Origin of the sequence: Cobetia sp. D5, from assembly GCF_035666195.1 — a bacterium.
Taxonomy (GTDB): domain Bacteria; phylum Pseudomonadota; class Gammaproteobacteria; order Pseudomonadales; family Halomonadaceae; genus Cobetia; species Cobetia amphilecti.
In genome coordinates this window covers 3,222,318-3,239,033 of sequence record NZ_CP142020.1, presented here as the reverse complement: position 1 = coordinate 3,239,033, position 16,716 = coordinate 3,222,318, and the positions used below count along the sequence as shown (strand labels likewise).

13 protein-coding genes are annotated in these 16,716 nt (G+C 62.4%); 7 read left to right on the top strand and 6 right to left on the bottom strand.

Annotated features, from left to right (window positions below):
* The first annotated feature begins 298 nt into the window (after nt 1-298).
* The gene (gene rpsA, locus U0O11_RS13520; protein WP_043331442.1) at nt 299-1,978 is read left to right on the top strand and encodes a 30S ribosomal protein S1; all 1,680 of its coding nucleotides are present in this window, start codon (nt 299-301) and stop codon (nt 1,976-1,978) included.
* A gap of 245 nt (nt 1,979-2,223) precedes the next feature.
* Here rpsA and U0O11_RS13515 read toward each other — a convergent pair whose 3' ends face one another.
* From U0O11_RS13515 to U0O11_RS13495, 5 genes are all read right to left on the bottom strand, one after another.
* Nucleotides 2,224-2,427: a hypothetical protein gene (locus U0O11_RS13515; protein ID WP_107336170.1), complete on the bottom strand. Its 204-nt coding sequence runs from the start codon at nt 2,425-2,427 to the stop codon at nt 2,224-2,226.
* Between the two features lie 475 nt (nt 2,428-2,902).
* Nucleotides 2,903-3,721, bottom strand: a complete 819-nt coding sequence (locus U0O11_RS13510) for an RNA methyltransferase (RefSeq protein WP_225347137.1) — start codon at nt 3,719-3,721, stop codon at nt 2,903-2,905.
* A gap of 321 nt (nt 3,722-4,042) precedes the next feature.
* Complete coding sequence (groL, locus tag U0O11_RS13505) at nt 4,043-5,692, bottom strand: chaperonin GroEL (protein WP_043331439.1); 1,650 nt, start codon at nt 5,690-5,692, stop codon at nt 4,043-4,045.
* A 57-nt stretch (nt 5,693-5,749) separates the two neighbouring features.
* Nucleotides 5,750-6,043 carry a co-chaperone GroES gene (locus U0O11_RS13500; RefSeq protein WP_043331438.1) on the bottom strand — a complete coding sequence of 98 codons (294 nt, stop codon included), beginning with the start codon at nt 6,041-6,043 and terminating at the stop codon, nt 5,750-5,752.
* A 628-nt stretch (nt 6,044-6,671) separates the two neighbouring features.
* Nucleotides 6,672-7,235, bottom strand: a complete 564-nt coding sequence (locus U0O11_RS13495; RefSeq protein ID WP_216061314.1) for an FxsA family protein — start codon at nt 7,233-7,235, stop codon at nt 6,672-6,674.
* 561 nt (nt 7,236-7,796) lie between these two features.
* On the opposite strand from U0O11_RS13495, the gene U0O11_RS13490 reads away from it, so the two are divergent.
* From U0O11_RS13490 to rsd, 6 genes are all read left to right on the top strand, one after another.
* Nucleotides 7,797-8,558, top strand: coding sequence for an SDR family oxidoreductase (locus U0O11_RS13490; RefSeq protein WP_153636394.1), 762 nt, complete (start codon nt 7,797-7,799; stop codon nt 8,556-8,558).
* Nucleotides 8,559-8,700: 142 nt separating this feature from the next.
* The gene (gene msrB, locus U0O11_RS13485) at nt 8,701-9,198 is read left to right on the top strand and encodes a peptide-methionine (R)-S-oxide reductase MsrB (protein WP_225347136.1); all 498 of its coding nucleotides are present in this window, start codon (nt 8,701-8,703) and stop codon (nt 9,196-9,198) included.
* A 160-nt stretch (nt 9,199-9,358) separates the two neighbouring features.
* On the top strand, nt 9,359-11,782 hold the full coding sequence (locus U0O11_RS13480) for a Tex family protein (RefSeq protein WP_225347135.1): 2,424 nt from the start codon (nt 9,359-9,361) through the stop codon (nt 11,780-11,782).
* A 164-nt stretch (nt 11,783-11,946) separates the two neighbouring features.
* On the top strand, nt 11,947-13,545 hold the full coding sequence (gene gshA / locus U0O11_RS13475) for a glutamate--cysteine ligase (protein ID WP_225347134.1): 1,599 nt from the start codon (nt 11,947-11,949) through the stop codon (nt 13,543-13,545).
* A gap of 272 nt (nt 13,546-13,817) precedes the next feature.
* Nucleotides 13,818-14,378, top strand: a complete 561-nt coding sequence (locus tag U0O11_RS13470; RefSeq protein ID WP_225347133.1) for a disulfide bond formation protein B — start codon at nt 13,818-13,820, stop codon at nt 14,376-14,378.
* A gap of 126 nt (nt 14,379-14,504) precedes the next feature.
* A complete protein-coding gene (gene rsd / locus U0O11_RS13465) occupies nt 14,505-15,008 on the top strand; it encodes a sigma D regulator (protein ID WP_213114509.1) in 504 nt (167 codons plus the stop codon).
* A 108-nt stretch (nt 15,009-15,116) separates the two neighbouring features.
* Here rsd and U0O11_RS13460 read toward each other — a convergent pair whose 3' ends face one another.
* Nucleotides 15,117-16,508, bottom strand: a complete 1,392-nt coding sequence (locus U0O11_RS13460; protein WP_043331433.1) for an FAD-dependent oxidoreductase — start codon at nt 16,506-16,508, stop codon at nt 15,117-15,119.
* Nucleotides 16,509-16,716 lie beyond the last annotated feature (208 nt).

The following is a 16,716-nucleotide window of genomic DNA, read 5'->3' as shown; positions in this document are numbered from 1 at the left end:
TCTCAGCCTGTAAGTCGTCAGAACAACGGATTGATCGCCTGCTGTTGCAATACGGCCTCCGGGTCGGGCAGCAGCGGGTTTCGCTCGCTTCGCGAGTGATGATGCAGAACCCAGATGACACCGAGGTGTCATCAACCCCCCGGCAAGGTGTCATGGGGTGCATCGGCGGCAAGCGGAAAGCCGGTGTATCTCGAACCAGCGTCAACGCCCCCGGGGATATGTAGATATGGCCCGTGCTTGCTGGTGGTACGGAGACTGCGGTGCAAGCCGCCCCAAACGTTGATCATGTAGGAATACCATGAGCGAGAGCTTTGCTGATTTATTTGAACAGTCACTCCAGGACATCAACATGGAGCCGGGCGCAATCGTGTCCGCTACCATCGTGGATATCGATGGCGACTGGATCACTGTCAATGCCGGTCTGAAGTCTGAAGGTCAGATTCCGTCTGAACAGTTCCGTGACGAAAGTGGCCAGCTGTCCATCAGCATCGGCGACGAAGTCATGGTTGCACTGGAAGCCGTGGAAGATGGCTTCGGTGAGACCCGCCTGTCCCGCGAGAAGGCCAAGCGTGCCGAAGCGTGGAAAGAGCTGGAAGCCGCCTTCGAGAAAGACGAGATCGTCAAGGGCGTGATCAACGGCAAGGTCAAAGGTGGCTTTACCGTCGACATCAACACCATCCGTGCCTTCCTGCCGGGTTCTCTGGTCGATGTCCGCCCTGTGCGCGACACCGCCCACCTCGAGAACAAGGAGCTGGACTTCAAGGTCATCAAGCTCGACGCCAAGCGCAACAACGTTGTCGTGTCCCGTCGTGCCGTCCTCGAAGCCGAGAACAGCGCTGAGCGTGAAGCCCTCCTGGCCACTCTGCAGGAAGGTCAGCAGATTCAGGGTATCGTCAAGAACCTGACCGACTACGGCGCCTTCGTCGACCTCGGCGGCGTTGACGGCCTGCTGCACATCACCGACATGGCATGGAAGCGCATCAAGCATCCGTCCGAGATCGTTGCTGTCGGCGACGAGATCAATGTCAAGGTGCTGAAGTTCGACCGCGAGCGCAACCGTGTGTCTCTGGGTCTCAAGCAGCTGGGCGAAGATCCGTGGGTCAACATCAAGGCTCGCTACCCGGAAGGCGCCAAGATCAACGCACGCGTCACCAACCTCACCGACTACGGCTGCTTCGCCGAGCTGGAAGAGGGCGTCGAAGGTCTGGTCCACGTGTCCGAAATGGATTGGACCAACAAGAACATCCACCCGTCCAAGGTCGTCAATGTCGGCGATGACGTGGAAGTGATGATTCTGGACATCGACGAAGAGCGTCGTCGTATCTCCCTGGGTATCAAGCAGTGCACCACCAACCCGTGGGAAGACTTCAGCGGCAAGCACAACAAGGGCGACCGTGTCTCCGGTACCATCAAGTCAATCACTGACTTCGGTATCTTCATCGGTCTGGAAGGCGGCATCGACGGCCTGGTTCACCTCTCCGACATTTCCTGGAACGAAGCTGGCGAAGAAGCCGTGCGTCGTTACAAGAAGGGCGAAGAAGCTGAAGCGGTCATCCTGTCCATCGATCCGGAACGTGAGCGCATCTCTCTGGGTGTCAAGCAGCTCGAGAGCGATCCGGTCTCCGAGTACCTGGCCGTCAACGACAAGGGCGCTATCGTGTCCGGTCGTGTTGTCGACATCGATGCCAAGGAAGTTCAGGTAGAGCTGGCGACTGACGTCATCGCTATCCTGAAGGCTTCTGAAATCAGCGCTGACCGTGTCGAAGACGCACGCAACGTCCTGAGCGTCGGCGATGCTGTCGAAGCCAAGATCGTCGGTGTGGATCGCAAGAGCCGCCTGATCAACCTGTCCGTCAAGTCCAAGGACCAGGTTGAAGCACCGCGTCGCGATGCTGCCAAGCCGCGTACCCAGGAAGTCGAGAGCAACGGCCCGACTACCATCGGTGATCTGATCAAGCAGCAGCTGGGTCAGGAGTGATCCCGAGACACTCCGCCTCCTCGTGAGGTGGGGAGTCCGGATCCACGCTGAGGTGACATGCCTCTGGTAGTCACCTCAGCGTCTCCGAATCGGTATCCTGCATGAGACGCATGTCATATGCGGGAACGAAAAAAACCGCCACCCTTCGGGGTGGCGGTTTTTTCATGCCTGGTCGTTACGGGTGGCTGCTGGTCATTGTTGATCATTACCAGTCGCCACCTGCCAACCATCTCACCTGGCGTCGCTCAATGCGCCTGCGAGGCTGCGGGCTGACTGACCTTGGCCAGCAGTTGCATCTGGCGTAGCGAGATCGTGCAGTACAGGCTGCGGTAGAGCGTCGGTTCCTGCGTCGGGTCGGTCTTGAGCAGGCGAGCTTCCAGCTGGTGGATGTCGCTGGCCAGCTGTTCCGCGTCCGGGGTCTGAGTCTGTCGTGCGGCTGTCCGAGTCATGTAAAGGCGCTCCGTGAGTCCATGGTCGTGGATGGGATCAGGGTCGGCTCTTCTTGTGGGTGTCTCGAGGTGCGTCGCCACGCTGGCCTGTCATGGCCCTTCGTGTGTTGGCGTGGCGGCGTCTCTGCCTGCTCTTGCGGCAGTTCTCGACCTGCATGGCAGGTCTCAAGGTCGCAAAGGAGCCTTTGCCTGACACTGCAGCCTTCGCGCGTGACTTCCTTGCTGGGCTGCAGCTACTGCATGGGTCTGTGCCGTATCTCTATGCCGGTATTTCTATACCCGTATTTCTATACCTAGGCTGTGTGACGGGTTCTGCGGTGCCTGACGTCTTGCCTATCAAGCATAGCGGAAGGTCTACAGTGCACCTTGATCCATGTCAGAAGGATGACGTTGCGCTGACAGGCTGTTGCGAAGTGGCGAGAGCCAAGTAGCAACAGTCCGAGCCTCAGTACATGACGGGGCGGTCGTGCGCGACTCAGGACGCCTCGTGATCGCTCTGCTCGCTGCCTGTGCCAGCGTTCGCCGCTGCCGTCTGACGCTCAAGATTGGACAGCATGCCACGCAGGATGGAGAGCTCGCGGCGTGTCGGCTCGGCACGTGCGAACAGGGCGCGCAGCCGCTCTTCGGTCTGGGAGTGGGGCTGGTTGAGGAAGCCGGAGCCCTGCAGGGCGCGGCCGAGATGCTCATGGAAGTAGCCGAGTTGTTCGCGGGTCGGCAGCTGATCATCCTCACGGCGCGCCACAGGCGCCTCCTGAGGCTTGTCGAGCGTCAGGCGCCATGTACTGCGGCACTCGTGCGCCAGCACCTGGACGGCCTGTGAGACGTTGAGGATGCCGTAGTCCGGGTTGGTGGGGATCGACACCTGATGCGTGCAGCAGGCGATTTCCTCGTTGGTCAGCCCGAAGCGCTCGCGGCCGAATACCAGCGCCACCTTGCCATCGCGCGCGATATCCATGGCGTGCGCCGCCATCTCGCGTGGCTCATCGAAGTGGGGCAGCGGGACGCTGCGCAGACGAGCGCTGGCCCCGATGACCAGCTGGCAGTCATTGACGGCGTCTTCCAGGCGCTCGACCACGCGTGCATTATCCAGCAGCTCCGCGGCGCCGCTGGCCATACGCGTCGCTTCCTCGTCGGGGAAGCAGCGCGGATTGACCAGCACCAGGTCCTTGATGCCCATGGTCAGAATGGCGCGAGCGGTGGCGCCGATGTTGCCGGGATGGAAGGTCTGCACCAGCACGACACGCACATTGTCGAGGGCGCTAGTGGTCTGGGAAGCGGCGGGGGTATCAGTCATGAGAAGGTCCTGGGCAAGCGAGTCGCGCGGCCTGAGCGGTTGGCGTCATCGGTCGTGATCGTGGGCATTTCAGCCTCAATGCATCGTCAGCCTCGATGCACTGTCATCACCAGGCGCAATGTCTCGGGTCGCGGCAAAAAGTGGCGCCTAGTGTAGCGTGGTGAGCGGGAGGCGTCAGGTGCCGAGAGCCGCGGCGCTTACCGTATGAGAGCTGCAGCGCCTTGAATGACAGGCATTAAAAAAACCGCCCCTGCTTGCGCAGGAGCGGTTCGGGTCACGACGGGTGAGTCGTGGGGGGGGGGGGGGGGGGGTGAGGCTGGCTTACATCATGCCGCCCATGCCACCCATGCCGCCCATACCACCCATGTCGCCGCCGCCGGCAGCAGCCTTGTCTTCCGGATCTTCAGCGATCATGCATTCGGTGGTGATCATCAGGCCGCCGATGGAGGCCGCGGACTGCAGTGCAGAACGGGTCACCTTGGCCGGATCCAGCACGCCCATCTCGAACATGTCGCCGTAGACGCCGGTAGAGGCGTTGTAACCGTAGTTGCCTTCGCCAGCCTTGACGTTGTTGAGCACGACAGAGGCTTCTTCACCGGCGTTGGTGACGATCTGACGCAGCGGCGCTTCCATGGCACGCAGTGCGATGGCGATACCGTGAGTCTGATCTTCGTTGTCGCCTTTCAGGTCGACCAGCTGACCCAGCACGCGAACCAGGGCAGTACCGCCGCCAGGCACGACGCCTTCCTCGACGGCCGCACGAGTGGAGTGCAGGGCGTCTTCGACGCGAGCCTTCTTCTCTTTCATCTCGACTTCGGTGGCAGCACCGACGCGGATGACGGCAACGCCGCCGGCCAGCTTGGCGACACGTTCCTGCAGCTTCTCGCGGTCGTAATCAGAGGAGGTTTCCTCGATCTGAGCGCGGATCTGGGCAACGCGTGCTTCGATATCGCCTTCGTTGCCGGCGCCATCGATGATGGTGGTGTTTTCCTTGGACATGGTCACGCGCTTGGCGGTGCCCAGGTGGTCCAGGTTGGCCTGTTCGAGGTTGAGGCCGACTTCTTCGGAAATCACGGTGCCACCGGTCAGGACAGCGATGTCCTGCAGCATGGCCTTGCGACGGTCACCGAAGCCCGGTGCCTTGACGGCAGCGACCTTGACGATACCGCGCATGGTGTTGACGACCAGAGTCGCCAGCGCTTCGCCTTCGATGTCTTCGGCGATGATCGCCAGCGGCTTGCCGGACTTGGCAACGCCTTCCAGCACCGGCAGCAGTTCGCGGATGTTGGAGATCTTCTTGTCGACCAGCAGGATGTACGGGTCTTCGAGTTCGACCGCCATGGTGTCCTGGTTGGTGACGAAGTAAGGAGACAGGTAACCGCGATCGAACTGCATGCCTTCGACCACTTCCAGCTCGTCTTCGAAGCCACGACCTTCATCGACGGTGATGACGCCTTCCTTGCCGACCTTCTCCATCGCTTCCGCGATGATCTCGCCGATGCGAGAGTCGCCATTGGCGGAGATGGTGCCGACCTGGGCGATGGCCTTGGTATCGGTGCACGGCACGGACAGCTCACGCACGGCCTTGACGGCTTCGATGACAGCCTTGTCGATGCCGCGCTTCAGGTCCATCGGGTTCATGCCCGCGGTCACGCCTTTCAGGCCTTCGTTGACGATGGACTGAGCCAGCACGGTGGCGGTGGTGGTGCCGTCGCCAGCCACGTCAGAAGTCTTGGAAGCGACTTCCTTGACCATCTGGGCGCCCATGTTCTCGAAGCGGTCCTTCAGCTCGATTTCCTTGGCGACGGAAACGCCGTCCTTGGTGACGGTCGGAGCGCCGAAGGATTTTTCCAGTACCACGTTACGGCCTTTCGGGCCGAGGGTAGTCTTGACCGCGTCGGCCAGGACATTGACACCACGCGCCATGCGCTTGCGTGCATCATCGGAGAAACGAACGTCTTTTGCAGCCATGTTTATCTCTACCTTTAATCAGTAAGTCGAAGCGTTGGAACCCGAAAAAGCTGAAACTCAGCCTTCCACCACGGCGAGGATGTCGCTCTCGCTCATGATCAGCACCTCTTCGCCGTCGATTTTCTGCTTCTCGACGCCGTAGCCATCCTTGAAGATCACGGTATCGCCGACTTTCACGTCCAGCGGGCGAACTTCACCGTTTTCGAGGATGCGACCGTTGCCGGCAGCGAGAATCTCGCCACGGGTCGGCTTTTCCTGGGCGCTGCCGGGCAGAACGATGCCACCTGCAGTCTTCTGTTCTTCTTCCACGCGACGAACCACGACGCGATCGTGCAAGGGACGAATGTTCATTGCTCACGTTCTCCTGATGGTAAATCCCGCCAGCTCCCGTTCTTTGTCGGTGAGTCTGGCGTTCAATGGGGTTGCCTACCGAGTGTTGGGCCCCGCCGCTGGGGGCGTGGCCGTTATCCATTGCACCGCTTTTATGGTGGCGGGGGGACAGCTTTCAAGTAGGCGATCATAAAAAAATTTCAAATCGGTGCATCTTGTGCGTCGCATGAAAGCTACGCACCCTGGGTGCAGCCTGTCTTCCGCAAGGTTCCGCTAGATGAATCAACGGCTTGAGTGTATCCGAGCCGTTCACCGTTGGCATATAGCTGGCAGCCTCCAGACGGTGTCCATTGGTACAAGACGCCAGTGGGTGGGCAGAGGCCAGGGTGAGCCTTGTTGCAAGGCGCAAGGGTTCGGTCGGGCAGCTCACAGAGCGCGACTCCGGTCAGTGACAGGCATTGGCGCTGGGGCTGGCCAGTGCAGGACAGGAGAGAGCAGGACAGCGTGATGGAGCCTGTGAAGCAAGATATCACGAATCAAAAAGGCCCGGCACTGGTGTTCCAGTGCCGGGCCCATCGCTTTCAAACATGACTTTCAAACATGGTTCTCAAGCAGACGATTGCGCGTGGTGCTTGTGCGTGAGAAGGCGCTAGAGGCGCGGCTCGTCACGGCTGATGTAATCGCCTTCCAGCGGCTCGCCGGTCTGCTGGCTGCTGCCTTGCTGCCCTGCATGGTTGCCGCTGGCGTGCTGCTGATCGCCATCGCTGCGTGATGCGCTGTCAGCACGGGCGTCGGCTTCCCAGTCACCCGTGCGGGTGCTGCGCGAGGTTCCCGCAGCCGAGAAGCGCCCCTTGAAGAAGCGCGCGATCGCGCCATTGCCGCTCAGGCCGCGCGTTAACAGTCCCCGTGAGGCGGGGAGCAGGCACAGCAGGCCGAAGGCGTCAGACAGAAAGCCCGGCGCCATCAACAGGGCACCGCCGAAGATGAGCGCCGCGCCTTCCATCAGCTCGCCGGAAGGCATCTCGCCACGTTGCAGGCGTTCCTGGGCGCGCATCAGTGTCGCGCGACCTTCGCGGCGAATCAGATGCAGGCCGACGGCGCCGGTGATCAGCACCAGCGCCAGGGTCGGCAGCAGGCCGATCTGGCTGCCAAGACTGAACAGCACCACGAAATCCAATAACCCGAACAGGGTAATCACTAACAGTATGGGCATCGTCTCTCCCGAAGCAGGTAAATGGCAGGTTGCGCCAATGCGTCAAGGGTAAACCAGCCGCCGGATGGGGAACAGTCGAATCGGGCTCATGAACGGGCCATGATCCGCTGATGAGCCGCTGATGGTCGGCGGCGTGGATGGCTGGCGCTGCAGGAGTAGCGGTGCCATGCTGAACGATGTTGCATGTTGCAGTGCACAATAGAGGGGCTGGACAGGTAGAGCCCATGGCGTCCGCAGGGGGCGGGCCGAGGCTCACTCATCAGCATTCCCTGCTTTCGCGCCCGCTGTCGATGGCGTGCGTTGACGCCGTCAGTGCGTTGCGTTGGCGGATCTCGCCTGCGTTGAGGCAGGACACGCCGTGATCTGTTGCACTGCATCATGAGAATTCACCGCGAGCTGGCAGCGGGCGTCATCCCGAGGCATTCTCTGTCACGATGACGCTCAACACTGAAGGGCGCGGTGCGGGACACTCGACACATAGATCGTGACGCCCGTACGGCATTCGGGCCTCGCATCCGGCAGACGTTCCTCACTGCCGGCAGACAACCTGGGAGACGGGACATGAAGCTTGACGACAAGGTCATCGCGATTACGGGCGGCGCTCGTGGGCTGGGGTTGGCCATGGCGCGCTATCTGGGCGAGAAGGGAGCGGTACTGGCGCTGCTGGACATCGAACAGGACGGCCTGGATGACGCCGTCGCGAGTCTGGAAGCTGCAGGCATCAAGGCGCAGGGTTTCGTGACCAATGTCGCGGAAGAGGACTCCGTCACGGCGGCCTTCTCGGCCATCAAGAGCGCATTGGGACCGGTGAGCGGTCTGGTCAACAATGCCGGCATCACCCGCGATGGGCTGCTGATCAAGGCGCGTGATGGCGTGGTGGAGAAGACCATGTCGCTGTCCAGCTGGCAGCAGGTCATCGATGTCAATCTGACCGGTGTCTTCCTGTGCACGCGTGAAGCGGCCAGCCAGATGATCGAAGCTGGCCAGCCGGGCGTGATCGTCAATATCTCCAGCATCTCGCGCGCCGGCAACATGGGGCAGAGCAACTACACCGCCGCCAAGTCCGGTGTCGCGGCACTGAGCGTGACCTGGGCCAAGGAGCTGGCACGCTACAGGATTCGTGTCGGTGCCGTGGCGCCGGGCTTCATCGCCACCGAGATGACCGCCGGCATGAAGCCGGAGATGCTCGACAAGATCAAGAGTGGCATCCCGATGCGCGACCTGGGCCGCCCGGAAGATATCGCCAGCAGCGTGGCCTTCATCTTCGACAATGACTACTTCACCGGGCGAGTGATCGAATGTGATGGTGGTCTGCGCATCTGACCCGATGGCTGGCGTCAGCCGATGAGACCCAAGCCCCCGCGATGGCAGCATCGTGGGGGCTTTCTCATGAGGCGATGCATCCAGCGCAGGCCGCTGCGCGTAGAAGTCAGTATTGCCGTTCATTGCTACAAGGAGACACGTCATGCAACGTCGCCAATTCATAGGGCTGGTGCTGGGGGCGGGAGCGATGCTGGCGCTGCCCAGGCTGTCTGCCGCGCGTCCGGAGCTCGAGCTCGAGCGTGGCGCGGATATCACGCCGCTGACCCTCGAAGAAGACGAATGGCGTGCCCGCCTGAGCCCGGAGCAGTATCGCGTGCTGCGCGAGGAAGGCACCGAGCGGGCGGGCTCCAGCGAGCTCAACAAGGAGCATCGCGAGGGTGAGTATCGCTGTGCCGGTTGTGATCTGGCGTTGTTCTCTTCCGCCACCAAGTTCGAGTCCGGCACCGGCTGGCCCAGCTTCTTCGATCATATCGAAGGGCGCCTTCTGACCAAGACCGACTACGGACTCATCTGGCCGCGCACCGAATATCACTGCGCGCGCTGCGGCGGGCATCAGGGGCATGTCTTCGAGGATGGCCCCGAACCCACCGGCCTGCGCTGGTGCAACAACGGTGTCGCGCTGCGCTTCGTGCCCGCGTGAGGCGCTTGGGAGGCATCCCGGCTGGCGCAGTGAGCGGCTAAAGCAATCTTGCCGCTTTGTGGTAACGTGACGACATCGTGATACAGACGGCCCGGTCGATTCCACGACCGGGCCGTCTGTATATTGCCGCATGAATTCTGCTGTAAGGGACTGACGTTTCATGGACGCTACTGCAACTGACGCTACCACCTCCCGTCCTGCACCGACGCTGTCGCCCGCTGCCACCACTCGCCGCATTCAACAGGCGCTGGCCGGTGAGCTTGGGGTGCGCGAAGAACAGATCACCGCCACCGTCGAGCTGCTGGATGGCGGCGCGACCGTGCCGTTCATCTCGCGCTACCGCAAGGAAGCCACCGGCGGGCTCGATGACACCCAGATGCGTCAGCTCGAAGAGCGCCTGCGCTATCTGCGTGAGCTGGAGGAGCGGCGTCAGGTCGTGCTCGAATCGATCGCCGAGCAGAACAAGCTGAGCGCCGCGCTTGAGCGGGATGTGCTGGCCGCCGACAGCAAGCAGCGCCTGGAAGATCTTTATCTGCCGTATCGCAAGAAGCGCCGTACCAAGGCCCAGATCGCGCGTGAAGCGGGGCTGGAGCCTCTGGCCGATGCGCTGCTCGCGGACCCGACGCTGGAGCCGGAGGCTCAGGCGGCCGGTTTCGTCGCTGCCGACAAGGACGTGGCCGATACCAAGGCGGCGCTGGATGGCGCCAAGCAGATTCTGATGGAGCGCTTCGCGGAGGACGCCGCGCTGGTCGGTCGCCTGCGTCAACGTCTGTGGGACGACGGTATCCTCAGTGCGCGCGTCATGAAGGGCAAGGAGCAGGAGGGCGCCAAGTTCTCCGATTACTTCGAGCATGACGAGCCGCTGCACAAGGCGCCCTCGCACCGTGCGCTGGCCATGCTGCGTGGTCGCAATGAAGGCGTGCTGAGCCTCGCGCTCAAGCTGGAAGGCGAAGACGACTTGCCGCGTCACCCGATGGAAGGCGCCATCGCGGCGCATTTCTCCATCGAGGATCAGGGGCGCGCCGCGGATCGCTGGTTGAAGGAAGTGGTGCGCTGGACCTGGCGCGTCAAGCTCTATACCCATCTGGAAAGCGAGCTGATCGGCCGCCTGCGCGAGCGCGCCGAGCAGGAGGCCATCCAGGTCTTCGCCGACAACCTGAAGGACTTGCTGCTGGCGGCGCCGGCGGGCCCCAAGGCCACGCTGGGCCTGGACCCGGGCCTGCGTACCGGCGTCAAGGTCGCGGTGGTGGATGCCACCGGCAAGTATGTCGATCAGGCCACCATCTATCCGCATGCGCCACACAATCGCTGGGACGCCTCGGTGGCCGAGCTGGTCAAGCTGGTCGAGCGGCATGACGTCGAGCTGATCGCCATCGGCAACGGCACCGCCTCGCGCGAGACCGACAAGCTGGCCGCCGACGTGCTGACGCGCCTGTCCGGCCGTCGCCTGCAGAAGGTGATGGTCAACGAGGCCGGCGCGTCCATCTACTCGGCCTCGGAATATGCGGCGCGCGAATTCCCGGACCTGGACGTGACCATCCGCGGCGCGGTGTCCATCGCCCGCCGCCTGCAGGACCCGCTGGGTGAGCTGGTCAAGATCGAGCCCAAGTCCATCGGCGTCGGCCAGTACCAGCACGATGTCAGTCAGGTGCAGCTGGGGCGCAGTCTGGAAGCCGTCGTCGAGGATTGCGTCAACGGTGTCGGCGTCGACCTCAACATGGCCTCAAGCGCGCTGCTGTCGCGCGTCGCGGGTCTCAACACCACGCTTGCCGAGAATATCGTCGCGCACCGGGATGCCAACGGCCGTTTCGCCTCGCGCCAGGAATTACTCAAGGTCAGCCGGCTGGGTCCGCGCACCTTCGAGCAGTGTGCCGGCTTTTTGCGCATCGCCTCCGGCAAGAATCCGCTGGATGCCAGTGCCGTCCACCCGGAGGCCTATCCGCTGGTCGAGCGCATCGCCAAGGCGCACGGGCGTGATCTGCCGAGTCTGCTGGGTGACAGCGCCTTCCTGCGCACCGTGAAGCCGACGGAATTCACCGATGAGCACTTCGGTCTGCCGACGGTGACCGACATCCTGCGCGAGCTGGACAAGCCGGGACGTGACCCGCGCCCCGAATTCCGCTTCGCCGAGTTCAAGGAAGGCGTCGAGACCCTCAAGGACCTCGAGCCGGGCATGAAGCTTGAGGGCGTCGTCACCAACGTGACTCACTTCGGGGCCTTCGTGGACATCGGCGTGCATCAGGACGGCCTGGTACACATCTCTGCCCTGTCGCAAAAGTATGTTGCCGACCCGCGCGAGGTGGTCAAGGCGGGCGACATCGTCAGCGTCAAGGTGATGGAAGTCGACATCCCGCGCGCGCGCATCGCGCTGAGCATGCGCATGAGCGATACTCCCGCCGAGAAAGGCGCGGCAGGCGAGGCGCGACGCGGCGCAGAGGGCGGTCGCGGTGGGCGCTCGCAAGGCGGCGGTGGCCGTCAGGAGCGCGGTGGTCGCGGCAGCAATTCTGGCGCGAGCGGCGGCGCGGCACCGGCCAACAATGCGATGGCAGCAGCACTGCTCAATGCGCGCAAGTCGAAATCATAAGCCTTGAAAGCATTTTTTACGCGCCCATAATGTGGGCATACTGACCTGACGCGAACGGTAGCTGCCGTTCGCGTCTTGCATGGCATCCGGTGCAGCACGCGGGCCATGGTCATCCAATTCGACCGGAGAGGCTGGGCTTCTCCCCATGCGAAAGGGTTCATACCTTGTCCGAGCAACTCGCGTCCGCCATTGCGCGACTCACGCCCCAGGCCCGTCAGGGTCTCTTCGGGCGCCTGCGCCGTGGTATCGAGAAGGAAGGCCTGCGGGTTACCGCTGGCGGTGACATCAGCCAGACGCCGCATCCGCGTTCTCTGGGGTCGAAGCTGACCCACCCGTACATCACCACGGACTATTCCGAGTCTCTGCTCGAGTACATCACCCCGGTGTTCACTCGTCCCAAGGAGTCGCTGGAGTTTCTGGCTGACCTGCATCGTTTCAGCTATCGCAACCTGGGCGATGAGCTGATCTGGCCGGCCAGCATGCCGCCGCGTCTGCACGGCAACGACAGCGTGCCGATCGCCGATTACGGCACCTCCAACAGCGGCACCATGAAGCATATCTACCGCAAGGGGCTGGACGTCCGTTACGGGCGCATCATGCAGTCGATTGCCGGTATCCATTACAACTTCTCGCTGCCGGATGACTTCTGGAGCCTGCTGCAGGGGCTGGAAGGGGCAGAGGCGGAAGATGCGCGCGACTTCCGCTCGCGTCGCTATTTCGAGCTGATCCGCAACTTCCGTCGTCACAGCTGGATCCTGCTCTATCTGTTCGGCGCCTCGCCGGGCATCGATGAGAGCTTCCTCGATGGCGGCAATGATGATCGCCTCAAGCGTCAGGCGGACCGCAGCCTGGTCTCGGCCTACGCCACCAGCCTGCGCATGTCGGACCTGGGCTATCAGAACAAGGTGCAGGCGCAGCTCAAGATCTGCTTCAACTCGCTGGACAACTTCGTCGGCACGCTGCGTCACGCCATCGTCACGCCGTGGAAGGACTACGAGAAGCTGGGCGTCAAGCAGGACGATGGCAGTTGGTCGCAGCTCTCCAGCAACATCCTGCAGATCGAGAACGAGTACTACTCCGACATCCGTCCCAAGCGTGTCACCCGGCAGAACGAGACGCCCAGCCAGGCACTGGAAGGGCGTGGCGTCGAGTACATCGAAGTGCGTTGTCTGGATCTCAACCCCTTCCTGCCGGTCGGGATCGACGAGACGCAGATCCGCTTCCTCGATACCTTCCTGATCTGGTGTCTGCTGACCGAGAGCCCGTGGATCGACGACGAGGAATGCGCCACGCTCGACAACAGCAAGCGTCGCGTGGTCGAGGCCGGGCGTGACCCGGAACTGACCCTGAGCGTCAATGGTGAAGAGCGTCGCCTGCGCGATCTGGCGGCCAACATCATGGATGAGCTGGGGGAAGTCGCGGGCCTGCTCGACAGTGGCGACAAGACGGGCAGCGCGCACCGTGATGCGCTGGCGGCGCTCGCGCCGCGCTTCGACGATGCCCAGACCACCCCGTCGGGCCGTCTGCTGACCAGCATGCTCGACAACGGCAGCAACTTCGTCGACGAAGTGCTGGCGCTGGCCAAGGGGCAGGCCGAGCAGTTCAAGTCAGAGCCGACGGAGCGTGCGCGCGGCTATCTGCTCGATCAGCTGGTCGAGACCTCGCTGCAGCAGCAGGGCGACATCGAGAAGGGCGATCATCAGGATTTCGACACCTTCATGGCCGAGTACTTCGCGTCCGCCCATGGCACGCAACCGGCGTGATCTCGTGACGCAACGCCAATTCATGTTCAGGTCATCGCGACACGGCATGATAGGCATCAGTCGCTGATAGTGACGGATTCGGCTATCGCTTCATCATCGGCGCCTCAGGTTTGAGGCGCCGATGATGTATGTGGCCTGTGCAGCCAGACTGAGCGCGGCTGCAGGGCACGACGCGGTGCAAGCCTCAATGCAGTCGCAGGGCCTTGATGGTCTTGCGGCTGCGTCATTTCTCACCCATGACTCCACTGGAGTTCCACCGGCAAGGACGGCAAATGACACAAGCGGACAAACAATCGGGGCAGCAGCCGGTAGCGCGCAAGGGCGGGCTTGCCCGGCTGGCGAGCTGGAGCGGGCGTCAATGGTGTCTTTTGGGAGCGCTGGGGTGCGCCTTTTTGCTGGGCGTGGCCTTCGTGCTGCAGTTCGCCTTCGATCTGGCGCCGTGTTCGCTGTGCATCTTCCAGCGCGTGGCGGTGGCCGTGGCCGGCGCCTTCTTCCTGCTGGGAGCCTTGCATGGCCCCGGACGCATCGGCACGCGCATCTACGCGCTGGGCGCACTGGCCGGCAGCCTCGGCGCGGTCGTACTGGCGGGTCGCCATATCTGGCTGCAGTCACTGCCGCCGGATCAGGTGCCGGCCTGTGGCCCGGGCCTCAACTACATGCTGGAAGTGCTGCCGGTATGGGACGTGATCACCCAGGTGCTCAACGCCTCCGGTGAGTGCGCCCAGATCAGCGCGCAATGGCTGGGGCTCTCGATCCCGCAGTGGTCGTTGATCGGCTTCTGTGGGCTGGCGCTGGTACCGCTGGCGATGCTGTGGAGCAGCTTCCGCCGTTGAGGCAATATGCCCTGCCACCATGGTGGGGGGTTGGCAGCGTGCACGGCATGGAGGATAGTGGGTTGGCAGCGGGGCGAGCACCGGATGTCAGCCCCTATCGTTCGGGTCATGCCAGAGGAGGCGCCCATGCTGGAGGAATGCACCACTGCGGCGGAACGCTTTCGTGGCGTTCATCAGTTGGTTGATCGCTGGCTGGACCAGCGACGCGAGATGCTGGTCTGCTTCATGGATCTGCACGAGGCCTGCGTGAATGACCTCGAGCAGCTCGAGATGACACGCGTCAATCGCTTCATCGAGCTTTTGATGGACTACATCTCGGCGGGGCATTTCGAGGTCTATCCTCAGCTCAAGGAAGAAGGCCGTGTCTTCGAGGACACCGCGGCGCTGGCGGTCTGCGAGCAGCTGATGCAGCGCCTGGAACCCTCCACCGAGCTGGTGCTGTCCTTCGATGAGGATTTCTCCAGTCCTACCCGCTGCCAGCACTATCGCGCCCGACTGCCGGAATGGCTGGCCCGCCTGCAGCAGGGGCTGACCGAGCGTTTCGCGCTGGAGGATCAGCTGATCCAGCGTCTGCATGCGGTACACGAGCCAATTGCCCAGTCGGCCCCGTCGGGTCAGTCGGTGTCCTGAGGCCGCCTCCCGCCAGGCACCCATCGACAGGCACCCATCAAAAAGCCCCGCCAGCATTCGCTGGCGGGGCTTTTTGATGCTCATCCCGATGCGTGTCTCGAAAGAGGCTTACATCAGTGAGGAGGCCTCCGGACGCTCGATCTCGGTCAGTTCGATCTCGCCGGTCAGCAGATCACGCTCGAAGGTTTCCTTGTCGATGTTGAAGCCAAGGAATTCCTGGGCGAGATACATGTCCTTCTCGGCGTTGCCCAGACAGCTGGTGCCACCCGGTGACGGCGTCATGTTGAAGACGATGCCGGTACCCGGATTGATCTTGGCTTCGCCCATCACGAGCTTCTGCTTGCTCTTGTCGATCAACTGCGGACGAACGCCACCGAAGCCCTTGGCGAAGCTGACGTCCTTGACGTCCAGGCTCGGCACGATCTTCTTGATGTCGCCGTGGAACAGACGCTCACGCAGCACCGGCACCTCGAACATGAAGTTCTTGAAGATGTAGTTGCGGATGTCGCGCACCTTCATCAGGTCCCACAGGGCCTTGACGACGTTGCGGTCCATGCGCAGCACCTTGAGGAACTCCCAGAAGGTCTTGCCGTTGTAGCGCTCCAGCAGCGGCAGCATCAGGGCGGTCGGGCCGAAGCGGGTCTTGCCTTCCACCAGCACGTCCGGGTCGCCGTGGACGGCGGCGAACGGCAGGTTCTCGTTCTGGATGGTATAGACCTTGCCGTTGAGCACCTTCGGGGTGAAGTAGAAGGAGCCGGCCATCGGCAGGCAGGACTTGTCCAGGCCGTAACCCATCTTGTGGGCGAACAGCAGGGAGTGACCGCCGGCGCTGACCACGACATAGCGTGCGCTGAGCTCGCCCTTGTCGGTCTTGACCTTGTAGACGTCACCTTCCTTGCGGATGTCTTCCACGGCGGTCGAGAGGCGAACGTCGAAGTTCATGCCTTTCTCGGCCGCTGCCTTCTCGCCTTCGCTGACGAAGGCTTCCGACAGGGTGGTGTAGTTGACGGCGGTATATTCGTCGGTGGAACCCAGCGCGACGATTTCCTCGTCAGGACGACGACCTTCCACCACCTTCGGCTCCAGCTCGGCGATATCATCACGCTCGAGCAGCTTCAGGTTGGGGAACAGCTGCTTGAAGGTGTCGAAACGCTTGCGCAGGAACTGGCATTCCTTGGCACCGACCGCCAGCACCATCTTCGGATACTTGTAGACGATGTGATCGCGCTCACTCTCGCTGAGCTTGGTGGCGAAGTTGACCACCATGCCCGCGGTGCGCTTGGTCACACGCGCCTTCTCGACCGTGTAGTTGGTCTCGATGTCGCCGCAGTGAATGGTCTGGGAGTTGTTGCGACCGTGCGAGTTGACGATCGCGACGTGGTCGTACTTTTCCACCAGGCCGACCGACTTGAGGTCGGTGTAGCGGGCGAGTTCATAGAGAAGGGCGGTGCCGGACACGCCGCCACCCACAATCAGGACATCGTATGTCGTTGAGGACATGGCTGCTCACGCTCAAGGTTGGTGAGGGACATCCCCCGGACCCGACCGGGATTCCGGAGGCCGTCCTGCCGTGACGGGGCAAAAGTTGCCGCACCAGGCTCGACGGTTCGATGGACACACATTATAGACACATCTTGTGCGAAATGATTCAGCAAATAAGGTCGACTTTATGGTGAATGCTTGTAGCCACATGAAAACCTTATAGCTG